This window comes from Congzhengia sp. (assembly GCF_037235575.1).
Classification (GTDB): Bacteria; Bacillota; Clostridia; order UBA1381; family UBA9506; genus Congzhengia; species Congzhengia minquanensis.
Genome location: NZ_JAXUNN010000031.1, coordinates 1 through 18,097, shown reverse-complemented (window position 1 = coordinate 18,097; position 18,097 = coordinate 1). Strand labels below are relative to the sequence as shown.

Below are 18,097 nucleotides of genomic sequence, written 5' to 3'. Positions count from 1 at the left end.
ATTATTTCCTGTAGAATTTATATCAAATTACACAATCAATACTTGCTGAAACATAATGAACAGGGTTAAATTGAAACGTCTCAAATAAATTTCCTTTCACAATATAAAATGATGCTGACTTTTTTTTCGCACTTAAATTATATACCCGATATAAATAGTAGTTAATACTATTTTTCTTTGAAAAATCTAATTCGTTTTGCGAAATAAAAAATGGAGTATCTTCCGCCCCCGTAGTGGTTTTCACCTCAATGTATATTTTACTTCCATTTTTGTCAAAAGATAAAATATCAAAACCCGCCTTATCCCCTTCTTCCTTGGATATATGTTTTATGTATTTAATCAAATCAGAACGCCCAATACTTTCCAAACGTTCTTTTTCATATTCTAATACCATAAGCTCGCCAATAAGTCCTAGTTTGGTGTCTCGAATTTGTTTTTTAATAAAATTTACTTTTTTCCCACTTTTTTTAGAAATTGTCTTATTTGTTTTTAACTTTAAATCTTGTGGTTTTTTTAACGCAAGAGTAAGGCAAGATGTATCAACTATTAAGCTATTTAATGGGTCTGTTTTATCTTCAAATTCAAAAAAACCTCCAATTTTGTCTCTTGCTAAAATATAATCATTTGTATTTTGTATCGACAAATCACACATTTTACCTTTAAGTTCTTGCAAAATTGCTAGCATACTTCGTAAATCATCAATGAAAACTTGATCTGATGGAAGTGCAGATGCATTGTAAAACTTACCACATATATGGCCCAATTCATAACCAAGCGGTAAATCTGAGGCGTTACCGTTATATTTCAAATCAATCGGTTCAAAAGAAAAATTATTTAATGACGACGATAGTATCTTTTTCCACGAAGTAGAAACTTTTTGTATGTTTTGCTTTCCTATTCTGCTACCATATTGTTCTTTAAAATAGGTCCATCCTTGATTGAGTGATAGATACACACCACTCATATCTGCGCAAAAAAGATATACTATGTCATATCCCTTTGCTGCAGATATTGATATATCCCTATCAAATATACCAATCCAAGGTATATTACCCCATACCCCTTGACCTGGAGATGCTTTAATGAAATAACTACTTTCATTAAGTTGTAACTCCTTATAAATTGTTTGCGGAATATCATTTCGAATATATTCCGCTAACCTATTATTTTTTAAATCATTTTTAGACTCTAAAATATAGTTCTTACACACTCTTTCAAATATATCTTTCATAGCAAAACCTCTTTAACCCTTGCTGATTTTTAGAATATTCAAAGTATACCATTTGCTATAATTTCTTGTCAATAAACTTTTCTTTTTGAAACAAAAAACAAGATAAAATACTTAAAAGAAACAAAAAATTATCGTTTTGAGAATTTTCATCACCTCAAAAAGCCCTATTTTACGGGATTTCTCGGGCATCACACAGATTTTAATTACTACCCTTTAATCTCTTTTTTGCTTCCTCAACAGTTTCGCCGTCTTTGGTTAAAAACGCATCTACAAATTTATCTTCCATTTTGGTGTAACCCTCAACAGCACCTGTTTCAATTTTTCTATATCCGTCAACAACTCCGGTTTCGATTTTTTTGTAACCATTGACTACTCCGTCAGAAATTTTCTGAACTCCTTTTACTATTTTTGATTTAGCCATTTTTAATCTCCTTTTTTGATTTTTTTAACAATAACACACCAAGCACGACAACTATGATAACCACGCTGGCACCAGTTAAGATATTCATAAGACGAATATCATTTACAGTCATTCCCTCAAATGAAACAAGCATTGATTTTTGCAAAGAATATAATGATGCTGTCGCATCGCACAATGCTATACATCTAATCGTAGATATAATATGCGAATTGAGTTTGCTTCTTTTTACATAGTTTATAATAGCAAGTGTAATTTTAGTAAATGTATATGTTGCTATTGTTATCATTATAATTTCGTGAAACTTATGTGCAACATCAAAATTGATACTTAAATATACACTACCGCATAATATACAGCCAAGCAAAATAATCATTACTCCAATAAACCTTTGAATAAAAATTTCCGAAATATTTTTTTCATTCTTCTTGTTAGACAGCACAACAGAAACACGCATTATTGCCAATATCAGATTATATGCTCCCATAGTTAAAAACCAATATGATTTGCTCCAAATTCCAAGAGCAAAGTTTCCAAGAGCATACAGAGAATTTACAATAAAGTTTAACAAAGCAACTTGAAATATCTGTTTCCTGCTGCCTTTGAGCATTCTTATGATTTTCATTTATTTAATGCCTTTTGTTATTGGTATAAGCATTAAGAGAGCTATTATTCCTGCAAGACCGATAACTGTACCCAGCACGATATTTTCCCATACCATACAAAAGCACATACCAACTCCTAATGTTAATGAGCCTATAATTGCAAGTATGATGATACCAACTGTTCTGCCACTTATCTTGATAGGTGCTTTACGCTCCATTTTCCTCCACACGAATACAGTTATAAGTCCTAAAACTATGCCGACTGCACCGAATATAATTCCCGGCTTGAATGCATTCCAGTCAGGAAGAAGAGCCATACACATTCCAAGTGCGAACAGTACTCCGCTTACAGTGCCTAATACAAGGGCTACAAAATTACTTTTTTTCATAAGAAAAACCTCCAAAAATTTAATTTATTAAAACAACAGTTGTGTTTTTAAAGTAATTATAGTATAATATAATTTATTATAAAAAAACAATCATCAATTTTTTAACATTTGTTGGTTTAATGGAGGATATTATGAATACACCAAATAATAAAAGAAGAAAAGAAAGTATTGACAAAATAGAAAAGGCGTTCATAGTGCTATTGCAAACAAAAGAGCTTGATAACATTTCTGTTTCCGAGATTTGCAAAATTACAAGTCTAAACAGAAGTACATTCTATTCAAACTATATAGACATATACGATCTTGCTGATAAAGTGTGTAAACATCTTGAAGAAGAATTTTTATCATTGTATGCAAACGAAATTAAAACAGAAACACGAAGCAACGATTTCTCGCGTCTGTTTCATCATATAAAAGAAAATCAGCTATTTTATAAAACCTATTTTAAAATAGGAAATATCAATATGAATATTACAGGTTTAGATACCGAGATGGCTCAAAAATATTTTGATATGAAATATATTGACTATCACATAGAATTTTTTAAAAGCGGACTTAATGCAGTATTAAAAAAATGGCTGAACAGCGGTTGCAAAGAAAGTCCGGAAGAAATCACAGAGGTTATTAAAAGTGAATACAGCAGAAAATTCTAATTTTTCCATATTGATAAAACTGCCCCGGAACCATTTGTGGTTACAGGGCAATTTATTATACAAAAAAAGAAAACCCTTGAAAACAAAGGTTTTCTGAATGTTTGATTATCTCTTTGAGAATTTTCATCACCTCAAAAAGCCCTATTTTACGGGGTTTTCTCTGTTTTTTGTTGCTTGTGTGTTATTTATGCAGGGCTGCTCACAACAACATATTACTACTTATTTATCAAAGCCACAATAATATCAATACTTTTTTATATACTTTCCTAACACTCTTTTTTGCGCTGTTATGTGGAACAATAGAACTTGATTAAATTCGTTTATAAACTAAAATTTAGTGCATAGCATAATTTATTTTTACCATATGGATATGGTCTTCCCAAATCCCATTGATATTAAGATAATACTTTGAAATTCCTTCGTTTGTAAAATGATTTTTTTCAAGCACTCTCAATGAGGCTTGATTTTTCGGCATTACATTTGCTTCTATTCGATGTAAACCTAATTCCTTAAACGCATATTTTGTCAACATTTCTACCGCCATAGACATATATCCTTTATTGAGAAAATCTTTGTCTAATTTATATCCCAAGAAAGCAGAACAAAAAGCTCCCCATATCACATTGTTTAATCCAATTATACCTATAATTTCCGTAGGTTGTTCTATCGGTATAATATAAAAACGAAAGGCTGTCTTTTCTTCATACTCAAACATTTCTTTTTTTAAGACTTCTCGCTGATGTTCAAGCGAAAAAAATTCCTCATTTCGTACAGGCTCAAAGACTTCTAAAAAATCTCTGTTTCTCTTATAGTAATCAACTACTTGTTCTGCAAGAGATAAGTCAGCCGGAACAAGCTGAATATATTTGTTTTTCATCTTATTTCACCATAAAAAATTCTGATTTATATTATTATATCATACATATGTCATTTTTTCAAATATCAATATAAACAAAATGCAACAGAAAAATGTCACGCAATAGAGGTTGAAAAATGCCCATTTTATGCGGTCTGCAAACTACAAATTGGGTAAGGGAGTGGTTTTTTTATTCCCAACCGCAAAAATGGGCTTCTATTGCATTACATTTGTAACCACCCACACGGGAATGTGCCACATTCCCGTACAGGTTATTAAAAGAAAATATTTTATCTTTCAATATCTCTGTTGCTTTTACTTCTGTTTTTGCCAAGCCTTATAATTTCTTTTAGCCATTGATTTATTGTTTCTCTGCCGAAATGTTTTTGAATTTTATTAAAATCTCTGGCTTTTACCTCTGCTTTTGAAAGTGCTAAATTTTTATTCCAAAGCATACTTTTAAGCCTTTCGTTATCTGCCTGCAAGGGCTTGATTTTTGCTTCTGCTTGTTCTGCAATTTTCTCTGCTCTATAACACCGTCTTGCAAGGTTTTCAATTATTTTCATAATACGGTTTATAAAAGGCTCAATATATTTTGTTTTATATGTCTTTGTTCGGCTACAGCCGAAGTGTGTGCAGCTTGTAGCCACACACGCCGCAAATCAATAAATTTTCTGCCGTAAAATTTACTGCTTTGCATTTCGGTAAATCGTCAATTTCTTTCCTCATTACCGACACAGGAATGTGCCACATTCCTGTAAATATCTCTTAAAGAGGAATTACCACCTGAAACTCTCAGGTACACCTCTTTCATCAAGATATTTTTTGCGTGCTTCCTCACGCTCCTGCTCAGTGGGAGCAGTTTTACACAGGTGTCAGAATATCCGAACTGCTTGACCTTAAAAAAGAAAATGTTTATCTTGATGAACAGTATTTTGATGTTTTAGCCAGCAAAACAGAAAACGGCATAAGAAAAGTCCCATTGCCGACAAGGTATTACCATTCTTTAAGGCTTGGTATAATGATACCGACAGCGAATACCTTTTACATACTGAAAATGGGGAACAATTCAAATACCGCAATTACTATGATAGTTATTTCTTACCGCTTATGACAAATCTGGGACTTGAGCAAACTCCGCACTGCTGCCGACATACTTGTATATCAATGCTTGCGGAAGCCCACGTTTCCCAAACTACAATTAAAAAGATTGTAGGACATTCCGGTGCTATGACGCTCACCGAAAGAATTTATACTCATTTGGACATTGAGGAGCTTGTAAATGCAATCAATAAAATTTAAGATAAAAAAGAAAGAGATGTCTTTCTTTTGTGGAGAAAAACATCTCTTTTTAAACCCTTGTTAAATTGAGAATTTTGTTGCTTGTTTGTCGCTTGTGTGTTACTTGTTGCACACTTTTGACTGCAACTCTGTCCAACTGACAACTCCAAAAACCCCGTAAATAAAGGCTTTCGATAGTCGTGAAAAGTTCGCAGATTATCTCTTGGAGAACTGCGGAGCACGACGTGCGCCTTTGAGTCCGTACTTCTTTCTTTCTTTCATTCTTGGGTCACGGGTTAAGAAACCTGCTTTTTTCAGAAGCGGTCTGTAGGTTGCTTCATCAGCTTCTAAAAGTGCTCTTGAAATGCCGTGACGAATCGCACCCGCCTGACCGGTAAAACCGCCGCCTACAACGTTTGCATAAACATCAAACTTGCCCTCTGTTTTTGTCAAAACCAAAGGCTGGTTTACAATAATTTTCAGTGTTTCAAGACCAAAATAGTCATCTAAAGGTCTGCCGTTTATAATAATATCGCCTTTACCGGGCAAAAGTCTTACCCTTGCGACGGATTTCTTTCTTCTTCCTGTACCATAGAAAAAGTCTGCCATTTATTTCTCCTCCTTATTTAATCTCTAAAGCCCAAGCTTCAGGTTTCTGTGCTGCGTTATCATGTTCTGCACCGGCATATACTCTAAGTCTTGTTAAAGCCTTCGCGCCCAGTGTGTTGTGCGGAAGCATGCCTTTTACAGCTTTCATCATTGCAAATTCAGGTTTTTCCTGCATGAGCTTGCTGTATTTCACTTCTTTTAAGCCGCCCACATAACCTGTGTGTCTGTAATAGATTTTCTGGTCCAGCTTTTTGCCGGTGAGCACGGCTTTGCCTGCATTGATGATGATAACAAATTCGCCGCAGTCGACATGAGGAGTAAATTCAGGCCTGTGCTTTCCTCTCAAGATGCTTGCTGCTTGTGTTGCTACTCTGCCCAACGGTTTACCGTCAGCATCTATAATGTACCATTTTCTTTCCACTTCATTGGCTTTCGCCATATAAGATGTACTCATATTTTGCTTAACCTCCTAAATTTAAACAGAATTCATCTGTCTTTCTATCGCAACGTTAAATATTATAAAACAAATATTTACATTTGTCAAGTACTTTTTTTATAAAAATCAAAATAAGTTTTACAAAGTCCGTTTTTCTCTCATTTACTTTCATTTGCTTTCAAATGCTCAAACTCTATTTTAACTTTTTTTCTAAAAAACTCACAATTTCGCTGTGAATTTCTGTAATTTCTTTTATTTTACCATTCTCAGCGCAACAAACTCTGTTCCAGCCCAAATGGCCGCACACATGCAACGCATTTTCGTATGCTGCTTTTAAATATGTCTCATTTTTTTCGTGAATATCCTTTTGCGCTTCTCCCGTGATTTTATTTTTCCGGTTTGCCATGAGCATTTTCGCATATTCCGGAGGCATGTCTAAAAAAATCACCGCATCGGGCACAGGCAGCCCCAATCTGCCATATTCAAAATCGCACAGCCAATCGATAAATTCTGTTTTATCACCATCAATTTTCATCGCCTGGTGCACAATGTTTGATGTGACATACCGGTCGCAGACAATCGTGCCGCCCTCTTCATAGAAGGCGCCCCATTTCATTTTAAAGCTTGCATACCGGTCAATTGCATAAAATGCAGACGCCGCATAGGCATTCACATCTCCTGGGTTTTCACCCAAATCGCCTGCCAAATACCGTTTCACCGGCAGGCAAAAATCGCTTTCATAGTCTGGGAAAGACACCAACTGCACCTGGCTCCCCTTTTTTTTCAATGCTTCATACAACAACTTTGCCTGGGTTTCCTTGCCGCTGGAATCAACGCCCTCAATTACAATCAGTCTGCCCATTATTTTGCCTCCGAAAGATAGGTTTTGCGCATAAGCTCCGCCTTGCCGCAGCTCATTTTCCCCTCGGGGCACGGCCCGCTGACGCAGGACGGCCCTGCTTTTTTAAACAGCGTCGGCGCAACCTCTTGAACCAGCTTCAGCATTTCGTTTGCCAGAGCGCGAATTTCCCACTGCGCCCTGCTGCAGCAGCGGTGGCGGAAAAAGTTCATCAGGCTCCTTGCGTTCATAGTAACGACCATTTTTGTCTCGCAGGCGTTGGGCAGAACAAAGCGTGCATCTTCAATTGCCGCCTTTTCTGCCTTGGTTTTGGCCTGTTTTTCATCCATTCCCTGCTCTCTCAATGCTTTAAAGTGTTTCTGAAACAGAATTTCTGTCAGCTTGTCATAGGCCGCCTGTTCCTGTTCCATAGTTTCCAAAAACACTTTTTTTGCCTCTGGAATCGCCTCAATTTCCGGCGGAATTATGTACTCAAACATGCCTTCTTTTACATAGCGCTGAGATTTTACGCTATAGCTTGCGAGTCTGTGCCGGGTAATTTGCGCAAGCAGACTGCGGCTTACCCCCTCGATGCCAAAGGTAAACGAAACGTGTTCAATGGGGCTTTCATGGCCTAAATTCATCAGCATATTTAAAAACTTATCAGTTTTTTCGTCTGTCAGCCCGTCTAAAATGTTGTCCACACCGCTGTCGGAATAGCAGAGTTTTGCAGCGGCCGCTACAATTTTCTCCGGTTCGCCTGTGTGCTGTAATAGCGTTACTCTCATGGTTCTACCTCCGTAATGTTCAGTCGGTCTTCTCTATCTGATTTTAATTGCTTTTCTAAATCTTTTACACTTTGATAAGAAACAAATCCGCGCATCCAGCGCAAAAAATCTATGGTGATGGTCTGCCCGTATAGGTCGCCGTCAAACCCGATGAGATGGGTTTCCACCCGCTCGATTTTCACCTTGTCAAAGCTTGTGGTTCCCACGTTCGTAATTGCCTGATATGGCACGCCTGCAACATATGCTGTGGTGGCATATACGCCGTATTTCGGTGTTAAGCGCCCCTCGGGTACAAGGATATTGGCCGTTGGAAAACCATAGGTTCTGCCCAATTTTTTTCCGGTAATCACGGTTCCGGTAAACCTGTATGGCCTTCCCAAAAGCTGGTTTGCCAGGCCGATGCTGCCATCTATAACCGCATTTCTCACTTCAGAGCTCGAACAAACCACGCCGTTCATTAAAAGCGGCTTTACAACATGGACAGAAAATCCATACTGTTCACCCAACCTGCACAAAAGGGCGGCATCTCCGGCAGAATTTTTGCCAAACCGGTTGTTTTCTCCTACAACCGCAAGCTTCATGTGCAGCTTGTCCACCAAAATTTGCTTCACAAAGTCCTCCGGCATTCGGTCTTTCACGTTTTCAAATGCTTCAAAAATGACTGTATCAAGGCCAAGCTCTGAAAAAATTTCTTTCTTTTGCACCTTGTCTGTAATGGTTTTCAGCGTGCCTTCGCCTTTTAAACAGTTTAACGGGTGCTGTAAAAAGGTGTAAACCACCGGAGTGAGATGTTCTTGTTTTGAAAGCGTTTTAAGATTTTGCAAAAGCTTTTGGTGACCCTTGTGAATACCGTCAAAATTGCCGATGGTAACGGCAGTTCTGTCTGTGTTTTCCAAGCTAAAACGCCCCCTAATAAAAACTTTTGTCCATTGCCAAAACAAACTGGCTTCCGTCTTTCATCACTTTTAAAATACACAGCAGCTCACCGCCGCTGTAAATCCGAAATAATTCGTTTTCACAAAAATCGCAAATGTGCAATTGTTCCGGTCGAAGCCTTATCCCGTTTTTTAGCTTTGCCGCGCTTGCCTCGTCTGCTTGAACCAACTTTAAGCCAGACAGCGCCTCGTCTGGTGAAATCAGCAGCTGTTCGGCGGTTCCGTTTTTCGCAGCCAGCTCAATTTCTTCAAGGGTGTGGGAATTTCCTAAGCAAAATATGCCGCTTTGCGTCCGCAGCAAAGACTCCATCGCCGCCCCTGTGCCTAATTTTTCACCGATGTCGCGGCACAGCGCACGTATGTAAGTGCCTTTTGAGCAGTGAACCGCAAGGTCAAAAGAGGTTCCGTTAAAATTAGACACATCAAGGGAAAAAACAGTAATTTTTCTGGGGCTGCGCTGGGTAACAATGCCCTTTCTTGCAAGCTGGTAAAGCTTTTGACCGTTTACCTTTATGGCGGAATACATTGGCGGAACCTGCTCAGTTTCGCCTGCAAAGCTCTGCACCGCTTGAATTAGCTCTGTTTCTGTAACCGCAACGTTCTTTGTTTCAAGCACCGTTCCGCTTAAATCGTCGGTATCTGTCACCACGCCTAACCGAACGCGGGCCGCATAGCGTTTTTCTTCCGCCATCACCAGGTCGGAAAGCTTGGTGGCTTTTCCCATCAAAATGGGCAAAACGCCTTCCGCATCCGGGTCTAATGTTCCCGTATGCCCCACCCGTTTCATTTGAAACGTCCGCCGTATGAACGACACCACATCATGAGATGTCATGCCTTTTGGTTTATAAACGTTTAAAATTCCAAACAACGAAATTCTCCTTTATTTAAAGTAACTTATTTTTCGTCATTAAAATACCGATTACCGTTTTTGCGTCTTTCAGTTCCCCTTCCGCTGCCATTTCTGTCAGCCTATCCAGCGTAAATTTTTCACACGTTAAAAACTCGCCGTCGTCAGGGGTGGCCTCTCCTTTTTCTAAATCTGTAGCCAAAAAAACTGAAATTTCCTCGTCGCAAAAACCCGGGCTTGCGTAAAACGAGCCCAACAGCTCCATGTTTCCGGCGGTTAAGCCGGTTTCCTCCATCAGTTCCCGCGCTCCGGCCTCCTTTGGGTCTTCCCCCTTGTCCAGTTTTCCGGCCGGGATTTCCAGCGTTTCCTTCATAAACGGATATCGAAACTGCCGAACCAGATAAACAAAACCTTCTTCGTCCAGCGCCACAACGCCAACGCCGCCCGGATGACGCACCACCTCCCGGGTGGCCTCGCGCCCGTCAGGAAGCAGAGCCGTGTCTTTTTCCAGCCGGACAATTTTACCGTCGTATATGGTTTTGCTCGATTTGCGTTTTTCAATGAGGCTCATGTGTTTTCCTTCCATTTCCGATTTGATATCGTCAAGCATGCGCTTGTCACCTTTGCTCAGTTCTGCTGTTTCCAAAAGATCAGGACGTTTAGAAAGTGTACGTTTTAACGATTCTTTCCGTTTCCATGCCTCAATGTTCACATGGTGGCCTGAAAGCAGCACCTCCGGCACCTTTTTCCCTAAAAAGTCCGGCGGGCGCGTATATTGGGGATGCTCTAAAAGCCCGCCATATAACGACTCGTTTTCAAAAGACTCGTTTGAAGCCAAAACACCCGGAATCATTCTTGCCACTGCATCTACCACCATCATGGCAGGAAGTTCGCCGCCCGTCAGCACATAGTCCCCGGCTGAAAGCTCCTCGTCCACAATTTCTTCCAAAACCCGTTCGTCCACGCCCTCATAGTGGCCGCACAACAGCACGATATGGTCTTTTTTAGAAAGGCGCACCGCATCCGTTTGGTGGAACACCTTGCCCTGGGGCGACATATAAATCACATAAGGCTTTGCATCGGTTTCGTTTTTAATACTTTCAAATGCACGGTACACCGGCATGGGCTGCATTACCATTCCGGCGCCGCCGCCGTAAGGATAATCGTCCACCCGGTTGTGGCGGTTGTTTGCATAGTCGCGGATATTTATGTAATTTAATTCAATCAGTCCACTTGCCTGTGCCCGCCCAATGATACTCTCGCCCAAAACAGCTTGTACCATGCCGGGAAACAGCGTTAAAATGTCAAACCGCATTTTATCAGTCCTCTAACCCTTCGGGAATTGTCACATAAATTTTGTTCTGCGTCAGGTCCACCCTGTCGATAACGCCGTCAATAACCGGCAGATAAAGGGTTTTGCCGTCTATGGTCTTAATTTCATAAATATCGTTGGCGCCGGTGTTAAAAACCTCGGTAAGCTTGCCGAACACAGACCCGTTCGTCACCGCGTCAAGACCGATTAAGTCTTTAATATAATACCGGCCCTCCGGCAGCGGTAGCTTTTCAGTAAACAAAATCTTGCCCCTCTGCATCTCTGCCTCGTTCATGTCTGCCACTTCCCGGAACTTCACAATCAGTGTATTTTTATGCACACGGGACAGCTCCACGTGAAGAGGCGTTCCGTCCTGCAAGTAGAATTCTTCCATATCTAACAAATCATATAAATCGTCGGTCCAGGGAGCAAGCTTTACTTCGCCTTTAATGCCGTGGGTACCAACAATTTTTCCAATTTCAATCAGTTCCATTTTCATCCCTCTATTAAAAAGAGGCTGTCTTATAAAAGGCAGCCTCTTTATATTTTACGACGCTGCCGAGTCGCCGTCTATCAGCGCTTGTTTCCGGGAAACCACCGGCGGCTTGTGCTCCGTTACGCATTCTTTCGTAATGGTGCAGCTTTCAACGTCTTCCTCCGACGGAAGTTCGTACATAATATCCAGCATGGCCTCCTCGATGATGGAGCGCAGTCCCCTGGCCCCTGTCTTTCTGTCAAGGGCTTTCTGGGCAATGGCTTCAATGGCGTCTTCTTCCATGTTCAGCGTAATTCCGTCTATCTCAAACAGCTTTTTATACTGTTTTAAAATCGCATTTTTGGATTCTTTAATAATGCGCATCAACGACTTTTTGTCCAGCATGTCAAGCGATGCAACAACCGGCAGTCTGCCAATCAGCTCCGGAATAATTCCGAACTTCAGCAAATCCTGGGGTTCAATTTTTGCCAAAACCTCGCCCACGTTATAGTCGTTTTTACTTTTAATGTCTGCGCCGAAGCCCATAGATTTTGACATAGTTCTTCTGCTGATAATTTTTTCAATGCCGTCGAACGCGCCGCCGCAGATGAACAAAATGTTGGTTGTGTCAATCTGCAAAAATTCCTGGTGCGGGTGCTTTCTTCCGCCGGTGGGCGGCACAGAGGCAACTGTTCCCTCCAAAATTTTAAGGAGCGCCTGCTGAACTCCCTCGCCGCTGACGTCGCGGGTAATGGACGTATTTTCAGACTTTCTGGTAATTTTGTCAATTTCGTCGATATAAATTATGCCGCGCTGAGCGTCCTCAATAGAACCGTCTGCTGCCTGAATGAGCTTGAGCAAAATGTTTTCAACGTCCTCACCGACATAGCCCGCCTCGGTTAAAGTGGTGGCGTCTGCAATTGCAAACGGAACGTTTAAAATTTTTGCCAGCGTTTGTGCCAGCAGTGTTTTGCCCGAACCGGTAGGGCCAAGCAGGAGAATGTTGGACTTTTGAATGTCCACGTCGTGTGCCCCGCTTTTATTTTCAATGCGCTTATAATGATTGTAAACCGCCACAGAAAGCGTTTTTTTCGCCTTGTCCTGACCGATTACATATTGGTCTAAAATTTCTTTAATTTCTTTTGGCTTCGGAAGTCCGCCTAAACTTACCTCCGGCTCGGAAATGTCAAAATTTTCGCCCAAATAACGATTGCAAAGCGCAATGCACTCATTGCAAATACAAACGTTTGGGCCTTCAAACATTCTCAGAACTTCGTTTTCATATTTCCCGCAGAAGCTGCAGCGAATTTTCAAGTCTTCATCATTTCTCGTTGCCATATGAAACACAGCCTTTCTGCCCGCTTTTTTTCTGTATACAAATTTCGGGCAGAATTTGCACACAACAAAAAGATAATACTATTATACTTTTATGTATCACGGGTTGTTTTGTTACCCGAAAGGTTCACTCTCTTAAAAAGGGGCTGTCATAATAACAGCCCCTTTTTGTAAGACTCACACTTTATTTTTGAATTTCTCTTCCTGAAACAATGACTTTGTCGATCAGGCCATAGGCCGCGGCCTCGTCGGCCGACATGAAGTTGTCGCGCTCGGTGTCCTGCTGAATTTGCTCAATCGGTTTTCCTGTCCGCTCGCTTAAAATTTTGTTCAATGTTTCTTTAATTCTGATAATTCTGTCGGCATGGATTTTAATGTCCGTCGCCTGGCCCTGCATGCCGCCTAAGGGCTGATGAATCATAATTTCACTGTTGGGAAGGGCAAATCGCTTTCCGGGCGCCCCAGCCGCCAGCAAAAACGCACCCATAGAGGCCGCCATGCCAACGCAAATGGTAGACACGTCGCACCTTATGTATTGCATCGTGTCATAAATTGCCATGCCGGAAGTAATGGAACCCCCGGGGCTGTTGATGTAAAACTGAATGTCCTTGTCAGGGTCTTCACCTTCCAAAAACAACATCTGTGCAACCACTAAGCTGGCGGTTACATCGTTTACTTCCTCGCTTAAAAATATAATCCTGTCTCTTAAAAGTCTGGAATAGATATCGTAGGAACGCTCACCCCTGCTTGTCTGTTCCACAACCACCGGTACTAAGCTCATTAAAATTACCTCCGTAGGCTTAAAATTTATTCTTCGCTTTTTGTTTCTTCCGTTTTCTTCTTTCTTGTGGTCTTCTTGGGCTTTTCTTCCGCCGTTTTATCGTCTGCTTTGTCAGTAGCCGCCTTTTTTGCTGCAGGTTTCTTTGCCGCAGGCTTCGACCATTTCGTGTTTTCCACAATAAAATCTAACGCTTTGGAAATTTTAAGGTCGGCTTTGATATTCTCTAAGTCCTCTTCCCGCATGAATTCCTTAACCTTCTCCAGTTCCATGCTGTAGGCCTCTGCCATTTTTTTGAGCTGTTCTTCTAAATCAGCTTCGCTCACTTCAATGTTTTCTTCCTTGGCGATCTGCTCTAAAGCAAGTGTACCTTTAACCTGAAGTTCGGCGTTTGGCTTAACCTGTTCTTTAAACTGGTCTAAAGTCGTGCCCATATACCCTAAATACTGTTCAAAAGAAATTCCCTGCTGTGCCATGCGCGCGTTGTTTTCGCGAATGGTGCTTTCAATCCGTGTGTTCACCATGCACTCAGGAACGTCTACCGTCATGTTTTCTACAACCTTATCCACAGCGGCGTTTTCCTTTTCCCGTTTTGTACGTGCGTCAGCACTCTCCTGCAATTTCTTTTTAATATCTTCTTTTAACTCCGCTAACGTATCGAATTCACTCACATCTTTTGCAAACTCGTCGTCTAACTCAGGGAGCTCTTTATAGCTGATTGCGTTGACCTTTGTTTTGAACACAGCCGCTTTTCCCTTGAGTTCTTCCGAATGATAGTCTTCGGGGAACGTAACGTTAACGTCAAATTCGTCACCGATAGACTTTCCAATAATCTGTTCTTCAAATCCGGGAATAAACTGACCGCTGCCGATTACCAGTTCAAAATTTTCACCTTTGCCGCCGGCAAACGCTGTGCCGTCGATAAAGCCTTCAAAGTCGATGGTTGCCGTGTCCTTTTCCTGCACTGCACGGTCTTCTACCGTAACCTGTCTTGCGCCTTTTTCCTGGCGTTTTGAAAGCTCGGCATCAACATCGTCATCACTTACAGTATGTACAATGTCGTCCAGTTTTAAACCCTTATATTCACCAAGTTTTACCTCAGGCTTTACGGTAACGCTTGCAGAAACAACCAAATCCTTGTCTTTTCCGATTTCTTTAATGTCAATTTTCGGTGTGTCAACAGGCTCTAAATTCAGTTCTTTCACCGCATCATCATATGCTGCGGGCAGAACGGAATCAACCGCTTCGTCAAAAAATATGCCTTCTCCATAAGTTTTTTCAATCAGTTTTCTTGGCGCTTTTCCCTTTCTGAAACCGGGAACCGAAATTTTCTTAACGTTCTTTTTGAATGCCTCGTCCACGGCAGCTCCAAAGGTTTCTTTTGAAACCGTAATGGTAAAGTCTACCGTATTGTTTTCTTTCTTTTCTAATATTGCTGGCAATGTCTTTATCCTCCCTGTTAAAACTTCTCATTTGTGTATTATAGCACACAGGCTGCACTGATTTCAAGTCTTTCCTCAAGAAAAACTTAAAATTGTTAAAAATGTAAGTATTTGTTCATATTTTAACAAATGAATTATGATTTATTTTTAAAGAAAGGAATAAAATATTTCTTTTTTTCAAACAATACCTGTATACAAACGAAAAGAAAGGAAGGGACTTAAAACTATGACTTTAAAAAATTATGCCAGGATTCTTGCTGCTTTATTCATTATATGCGCTTTAAGTTTCGGACTTTACATGAATTTTTCCGAAAGCGGTCCCAACGCACTGTCCAGCCGGGCAGTTATGGTTTGTGCATATAAATAAGGTAGGAAGGAACTTTTGTTTATGAAAAATAATATGACGGATAAACAATATCAGGATTATGTAGATAAAAAAACGCCCAATTCACCAATTGTGAAAGACGTAATTTTGGCCTTTATCGTCGGCGGCCTCATCTGCGTGATCGGACAGCTCATTTTAAATGGGTATCAGGCAATGGGTTTCGATGAGGAGGGCGCCGCCATGGGAACCTCAACCACGCTGGTGTTCTTAGGTGCATTTTTTACGGGTCTTGGCCTTTACGACCGGCTTGCAAAGTTTGCCGGCGCAGGAAGTATTGTTCCTATAACGGGATTTGCAAACTCCATTGTTTCGCCGGCCATGGAATTTAAAAGCGAGGGACTGGTTTTAGGCTTAGCCGTTAAAATGTTCACTGTCGCAGGCCCCGTTTTAGTCTATGGTATCACCTCATCGGTGGTTGCAGGTATTGTATATTATATTATGTCGTTCTTTTAACCAGAGCGCCATCCGTCATAATGCCGGATGGCGCTTTTTGCAAAAAACAAACGGCTGAGTGCTTGTCTCAGCCGTAAATTTAATAGGATACCCGCTGAATGTCTGCACCTAAAGACCGAAGCTTTCCGTCTAAGTTTTCATATCCCCGGTCAATGTGGTAAATGTCTAATACCTCTGTTGTCCCTTTGGCGTTTAATCCTGCCAGCACCAGCGCTGCACCGGCCCGCAGGTCGCTTGCAACAACCTTTGCTCCTGTAAGCTCCGGCGTTCCTTCAATTACAGCACAGTGTCCTTCCACCTTAATGTTTGCACCCATTCTGCACAGCTCCTGCGCATGCATAAAACGGTTTTCAAAAATCGTTTCTGTCACAATTCCCGTGCCGTCAGATACCGACAAAAGCGACATCATCTGTGCCTGCATGTCGGTTGGAAAACCAGGAAACGGAAGGGTTTTTACGTCTGTTGCGGTGTAGTGCCCGTTTCCCCGAATTCTTAGAGAGTTGCCGTTTACGTCAATTTCAGCGCCGATTTCGCACAGCTTTGCGGTTAGGGGTTTAATATGCTCGGGGATAACACCGTTTATGGTAATATCTCCGTTGGTAATTGCAGAAGCAATCATAAAGCTGCCCGCTTCAATTCTGTCCGGCATGATGGAATATTCCACCGGCTGAAACGTTTTCACTCCGTGAACGGTGATAGAGTCTGTGCCCGCGCCGCTGATATCAGCGCCCATAGACGTCAAAAAGCACGCCAAATCGGCAATTTCAGGTTCTGCCGCAGCATTTTCAATGGTCGTTGCGCCTTCAGCGGCCACAGCAGCCATTAAAATGTTTTCTGTAGCGCCAACGCTGGGAAAATCCAAATAGATTTTATTGCCCACAAGCTTTTTACATGTGACCTCAACAAACCCAAAGCCTTTTGTTATCTCAGCGCCAAGTGCGTCAAAACCCTTAAGATGCAGGTCAACCGGCCGCGAGCCGATGGGGCATCCGCCGGGAAGTGATAAGCGAACCTTTTTCATACGGGCCAAAAGGGGCCCCATGACCAAAAACGAGCCTCTCATTTTCGATGTCAGGTCATATGGTGCAACGGTGTGGTCTAAATTTTGCGCATCCACGGTTACGTTGTTAGCGCCGTCAAAGCTAACGCGGGCGCCCAAGCAATTGAGAATTTCACACATCACTGTAATATCAGTAAGACCGGGCACGTTATTTAAGGTAGATTTTCCCTCTGCCAAAAGCGTGGCGGCCAAAATTGGAATGGCCGCGTTTTTCGAGCCCGATACTTCAACTGTCCCGCAAAGCCTGTCTGTTTTTTGAATGATAAATTTGTCTTTTTTCCCCATTTTATCCCCCCTGATTTTCTTCTACATTAAAATTATAACCTTTTTTACGGGATAAATACCAAACATAATTAGAACAGGGAGGATTAAACTGGTAAATTAAAATATAAAATTTTCCATTTTAATATGTTTTAAATTACCGCTACACAATTTCTGCTGTATATTGCTTTTGCACATTAACACAGCGGGATTTCGAATCCCGCTGCATCATTTGCTTATATTTTTAATTTGCCATTTCTAACGGCACAGCCCCAATAGTGGAATCCACCTGAATTTCAAGCCATTTAACGCTCTGTGTTTTTCCCGATGGATTGGTAATTGTTACGGTGTTTTCGCCATTGCGAATTGCGGAAAGATCATCAACCACAAACTGCATAACCCGCGGTGCCGTTTCTGAAACGTGGCTTGCGGCCGGCTCACTTGACGTTGATGCACTCCAAATAAATCCCGGAACATGAGACACATCGCCGATTTGCGTTGCCGAAGCACCATTTACTGTTACTGTCAGAAGGTTTTCTTCAAAGCCCTCCATTGCGTCTATTCCAACCAAAACTGTGTAATAACCGCTTTCCGGCCTGCTTCCTGTGTTTATCACAAAGCTGAATGAGTCTGACAGTGCGATTGGATAAAGCGTATTTGAATAATCTCTGCAGGTATTAACATAGGCCCGCATTCCTGTTTCTGCTTCT

Annotated in this window: 22 protein-coding genes and 1 pseudogene; 3 read left to right on the top strand and 20 right to left on the bottom strand. The window is 41.1% G+C overall.

Annotated elements, in window-relative coordinates; all coding sequences use genetic code 11:
* Window positions 1-22: 22 nt before the first annotated feature.
* From WIG73_RS07200 to WIG73_RS07185, 4 genes are all read right to left on the bottom strand, one after another.
* The gene (locus WIG73_RS07200) at window positions 23-1,231 is read right to left on the bottom strand and encodes a DUF3578 domain-containing protein (protein WP_337399902.1); all 1,209 of its coding nucleotides are present in this window, start codon (window positions 1,229-1,231) and stop codon (window positions 23-25) included.
* 199 nt (window positions 1,232-1,430) lie between these two features.
* The gene (locus WIG73_RS07195; RefSeq protein ID WP_177680513.1) at window positions 1,431-1,652 is read right to left on the bottom strand and encodes a hypothetical protein; all 222 of its coding nucleotides are present in this window, start codon (window positions 1,650-1,652) and stop codon (window positions 1,431-1,433) included.
* Entirely contained in the window at window positions 1,645-2,274 is a 630-nt protein-coding gene (locus tag WIG73_RS07190) for a hypothetical protein (protein WP_337399901.1), read from the bottom strand. Before WIG73_RS07190 ends, WIG73_RS07195 begins: the two co-directional genes overlap by 8 nt.
* Complete coding sequence (locus WIG73_RS07185) at window positions 2,275-2,643, bottom strand: hypothetical protein (RefSeq protein WP_337399900.1); 369 nt, start codon at window positions 2,641-2,643, stop codon at window positions 2,275-2,277.
* A 131-nt stretch (window positions 2,644-2,774) separates the two neighbouring features.
* Here WIG73_RS07185 and WIG73_RS07180 point away from each other — a divergent pair, with 131 nt between their 5' ends.
* Complete coding sequence (locus WIG73_RS07180) at window positions 2,775-3,296, top strand: TetR-like C-terminal domain-containing protein (protein ID WP_177679498.1); 522 nt, start codon at window positions 2,775-2,777, stop codon at window positions 3,294-3,296.
* Between the two features lie 334 nt (window positions 3,297-3,630).
* Here the strand turns inward: WIG73_RS07180 and WIG73_RS07175 are convergent, their stop codons facing one another.
* The 3 genes and pseudogenes from WIG73_RS07175 to WIG73_RS07165 all read right to left on the bottom strand — a co-directional run.
* On the bottom strand, window positions 3,631-4,173 hold the full coding sequence (locus tag WIG73_RS07175) for a GNAT family N-acetyltransferase (protein WP_337399898.1): 543 nt from the start codon (window positions 4,171-4,173) through the stop codon (window positions 3,631-3,633).
* A 269-nt stretch (window positions 4,174-4,442) separates the two neighbouring features.
* Complete coding sequence (locus WIG73_RS07170) at window positions 4,443-4,802, bottom strand: hypothetical protein (RefSeq protein WP_337399897.1); 360 nt, start codon at window positions 4,800-4,802, stop codon at window positions 4,443-4,445.
* Window positions 4,803-4,931: 129 nt separating this feature from the next.
* A pseudogene (locus WIG73_RS07165) lies at window positions 4,932-5,018 on the bottom strand (complexin-2); the annotation flags it as partial.
* A 115-nt stretch (window positions 5,019-5,133) separates the two neighbouring features.
* On the opposite strand from WIG73_RS07165, the gene WIG73_RS07160 reads away from it, so the two are divergent.
* A complete protein-coding gene (locus WIG73_RS07160) occupies window positions 5,134-5,454 on the top strand; it encodes a tyrosine-type recombinase/integrase (RefSeq protein ID WP_337399998.1) in 321 nt (106 codons plus the stop codon).
* A gap of 195 nt (window positions 5,455-5,649) precedes the next feature.
* Here WIG73_RS07160 and rpsI read toward each other — a convergent pair whose 3' ends face one another.
* The 11 genes from rpsI to tig form a co-directional block, all read right to left on the bottom strand.
* Window positions 5,650-6,042 (bottom strand): 30S ribosomal protein S9, encoded by a 393-nt coding sequence (gene rpsI / locus WIG73_RS07155; RefSeq protein ID WP_177679500.1) that lies wholly within the window; start codon window positions 6,040-6,042, stop codon window positions 5,650-5,652.
* Between the two features lie 13 nt (window positions 6,043-6,055).
* Window positions 6,056-6,496, bottom strand: a complete 441-nt coding sequence (gene rplM / locus WIG73_RS07150) for a 50S ribosomal protein L13 (protein WP_177679502.1) — start codon at window positions 6,494-6,496, stop codon at window positions 6,056-6,058.
* 175 nt (window positions 6,497-6,671) lie between these two features.
* On the bottom strand, window positions 6,672-7,340 hold the full coding sequence (locus tag WIG73_RS07145; protein ID WP_337399896.1) for a thymidylate kinase: 669 nt from the start codon (window positions 7,338-7,340) through the stop codon (window positions 6,672-6,674).
* Window positions 7,340-8,104, bottom strand: coding sequence for an FAD-dependent thymidylate synthase (thyX, locus tag WIG73_RS07140; RefSeq protein ID WP_337399895.1), 765 nt, complete (start codon window positions 8,102-8,104; stop codon window positions 7,340-7,342). The genes WIG73_RS07145 and thyX overlap by 1 nt, the downstream gene beginning before the upstream one ends.
* Window positions 8,101-9,000, bottom strand: coding sequence for a bifunctional riboflavin kinase/FAD synthetase (locus WIG73_RS07135; RefSeq protein ID WP_337399894.1), 900 nt, complete (start codon window positions 8,998-9,000; stop codon window positions 8,101-8,103). Before WIG73_RS07135 ends, thyX begins: the two co-directional genes overlap by 4 nt.
* Window positions 9,001-9,013: 13 nt before the next feature.
* Window positions 9,014-9,907, bottom strand: coding sequence for a tRNA pseudouridine(55) synthase TruB (truB, locus tag WIG73_RS07130; protein WP_337399893.1), 894 nt, complete (start codon window positions 9,905-9,907; stop codon window positions 9,014-9,016).
* A gap of 16 nt (window positions 9,908-9,923) precedes the next feature.
* On the bottom strand, window positions 9,924-11,201 hold the full coding sequence (gene trmD / locus WIG73_RS07125; RefSeq protein WP_337399892.1) for a tRNA (guanosine(37)-N1)-methyltransferase TrmD: 1,278 nt from the start codon (window positions 11,199-11,201) through the stop codon (window positions 9,924-9,926).
* A 4-nt stretch (window positions 11,202-11,205) separates the two neighbouring features.
* On the bottom strand, window positions 11,206-11,691 hold the full coding sequence (gene rimM / locus WIG73_RS07120) for a ribosome maturation factor RimM (protein WP_337399891.1): 486 nt from the start codon (window positions 11,689-11,691) through the stop codon (window positions 11,206-11,208).
* A 54-nt stretch (window positions 11,692-11,745) separates the two neighbouring features.
* Window positions 11,746-13,011 carry an ATP-dependent Clp protease ATP-binding subunit ClpX gene (clpX, locus tag WIG73_RS07115; protein WP_337399890.1) on the bottom strand — a complete coding sequence of 422 codons (1,266 nt, stop codon included), beginning with the start codon at window positions 13,009-13,011 and terminating at the stop codon, window positions 11,746-11,748.
* Window positions 13,012-13,192: 181 nt separating this feature from the next.
* The gene (gene clpP / locus WIG73_RS07110) at window positions 13,193-13,789 is read right to left on the bottom strand and encodes an ATP-dependent Clp endopeptidase proteolytic subunit ClpP (protein ID WP_177680182.1); all 597 of its coding nucleotides are present in this window, start codon (window positions 13,787-13,789) and stop codon (window positions 13,193-13,195) included.
* A gap of 26 nt (window positions 13,790-13,815) precedes the next feature.
* Window positions 13,816-15,228, bottom strand: a complete 1,413-nt coding sequence (gene tig / locus WIG73_RS07105) for a trigger factor (protein WP_337399889.1) — start codon at window positions 15,226-15,228, stop codon at window positions 13,816-13,818.
* Window positions 15,229-15,616: 388 nt separating this feature from the next.
* On the opposite strand from tig, the gene spoVAC reads away from it, so the two are divergent.
* Window positions 15,617-16,066, top strand: coding sequence for a stage V sporulation protein AC (gene spoVAC / locus WIG73_RS07100; RefSeq protein ID WP_337399888.1), 450 nt, complete (start codon window positions 15,617-15,619; stop codon window positions 16,064-16,066).
* Window positions 16,067-16,145: 79 nt separating this feature from the next.
* On the opposite strand, the gene murA is transcribed toward spoVAC, so the two are convergent.
* Window positions 16,146-17,411: a UDP-N-acetylglucosamine 1-carboxyvinyltransferase gene (gene murA, locus WIG73_RS07095; protein WP_337399887.1), complete on the bottom strand. Its 1,266-nt coding sequence runs from the start codon at window positions 17,409-17,411 to the stop codon at window positions 16,146-16,148.
* Window positions 17,412-17,631: 220 nt separating this feature from the next.
* On the bottom strand, window positions 17,632-18,097 hold a 466-nt coding region (locus WIG73_RS07090), incomplete at its 5' end, for a hypothetical protein (protein WP_337399886.1).

Excerpts from the sequence above, each read along its gene's own strand:
- clpX (WP_337399890.1), bottom strand. The coding sequence starts at position 13,011 with ATGGCAACGAGAAATGATGAAGACTTGAAAATTCGCTGCAGCTTCTGC.
- spoVAC (WP_337399888.1), top strand. The coding sequence starts at position 15,617 with ATGAAAAATAATATGACGGATAAACAATATCAGGATTATGTAGATAAA.
- clpP (WP_177680182.1), bottom strand. The coding sequence starts at position 13,789 with ATGAGCTTAGTACCGGTGGTTGTGGAACAGACAAGCAGGGGTGAGCGT.
- rimM (WP_337399891.1), bottom strand. The coding sequence starts at position 11,691 with ATGGAACTGATTGAAATTGGAAAAATTGTTGGTACCCACGGCATTAAA.
- WIG73_RS07180 (WP_177679498.1), top strand. The coding sequence starts at position 2,775 with ATGAATACACCAAATAATAAAAGAAGAAAAGAAAGTATTGACAAAATA.
- trmD (WP_337399892.1), bottom strand. The coding sequence starts at position 11,201 with ATGCGGTTTGACATTTTAACGCTGTTTCCCGGCATGGTACAAGCTGTT.
- rpsI (WP_177679500.1), bottom strand. The coding sequence starts at position 6,042 with ATGGCAGACTTTTTCTATGGTACAGGAAGAAGAAAGAAATCCGTCGCA.
- WIG73_RS07145 (WP_337399896.1), bottom strand. The coding sequence starts at position 7,340 with ATGGGCAGACTGATTGTAATTGAGGGCGTTGATTCCAGCGGCAAGGAA.
- WIG73_RS07175 (WP_337399898.1), bottom strand. The coding sequence starts at position 4,173 with ATGAAAAACAAATATATTCAGCTTGTTCCGGCTGACTTATCTCTTGCA.
- WIG73_RS07185 (WP_337399900.1), bottom strand. The coding sequence starts at position 2,643 with ATGAAAAAAAGTAATTTTGTAGCCCTTGTATTAGGCACTGTAAGCGGA.
- murA (WP_337399887.1), bottom strand. The coding sequence starts at position 17,411 with ATGGGGAAAAAAGACAAATTTATCATTCAAAAAACAGACAGGCTTTGC.
- WIG73_RS07190 (WP_337399901.1), bottom strand. The coding sequence starts at position 2,274 with ATGAAAATCATAAGAATGCTCAAAGGCAGCAGGAAACAGATATTTCAA.
- rplM (WP_177679502.1), bottom strand. The coding sequence starts at position 6,496 with ATGAGTACATCTTATATGGCGAAAGCCAATGAAGTGGAAAGAAAATGG.
- WIG73_RS07200 (WP_337399902.1), bottom strand. The coding sequence starts at position 1,231 with ATGAAAGATATATTTGAAAGAGTGTGTAAGAACTATATTTTAGAGTCT.
- thyX (WP_337399895.1), bottom strand. The coding sequence starts at position 8,104 with ATGAGAGTAACGCTATTACAGCACACAGGCGAACCGGAGAAAATTGTA.
- WIG73_RS07195 (WP_177680513.1), bottom strand. The coding sequence starts at position 1,652 with ATGGCTAAATCAAAAATAGTAAAAGGAGTTCAGAAAATTTCTGACGGA.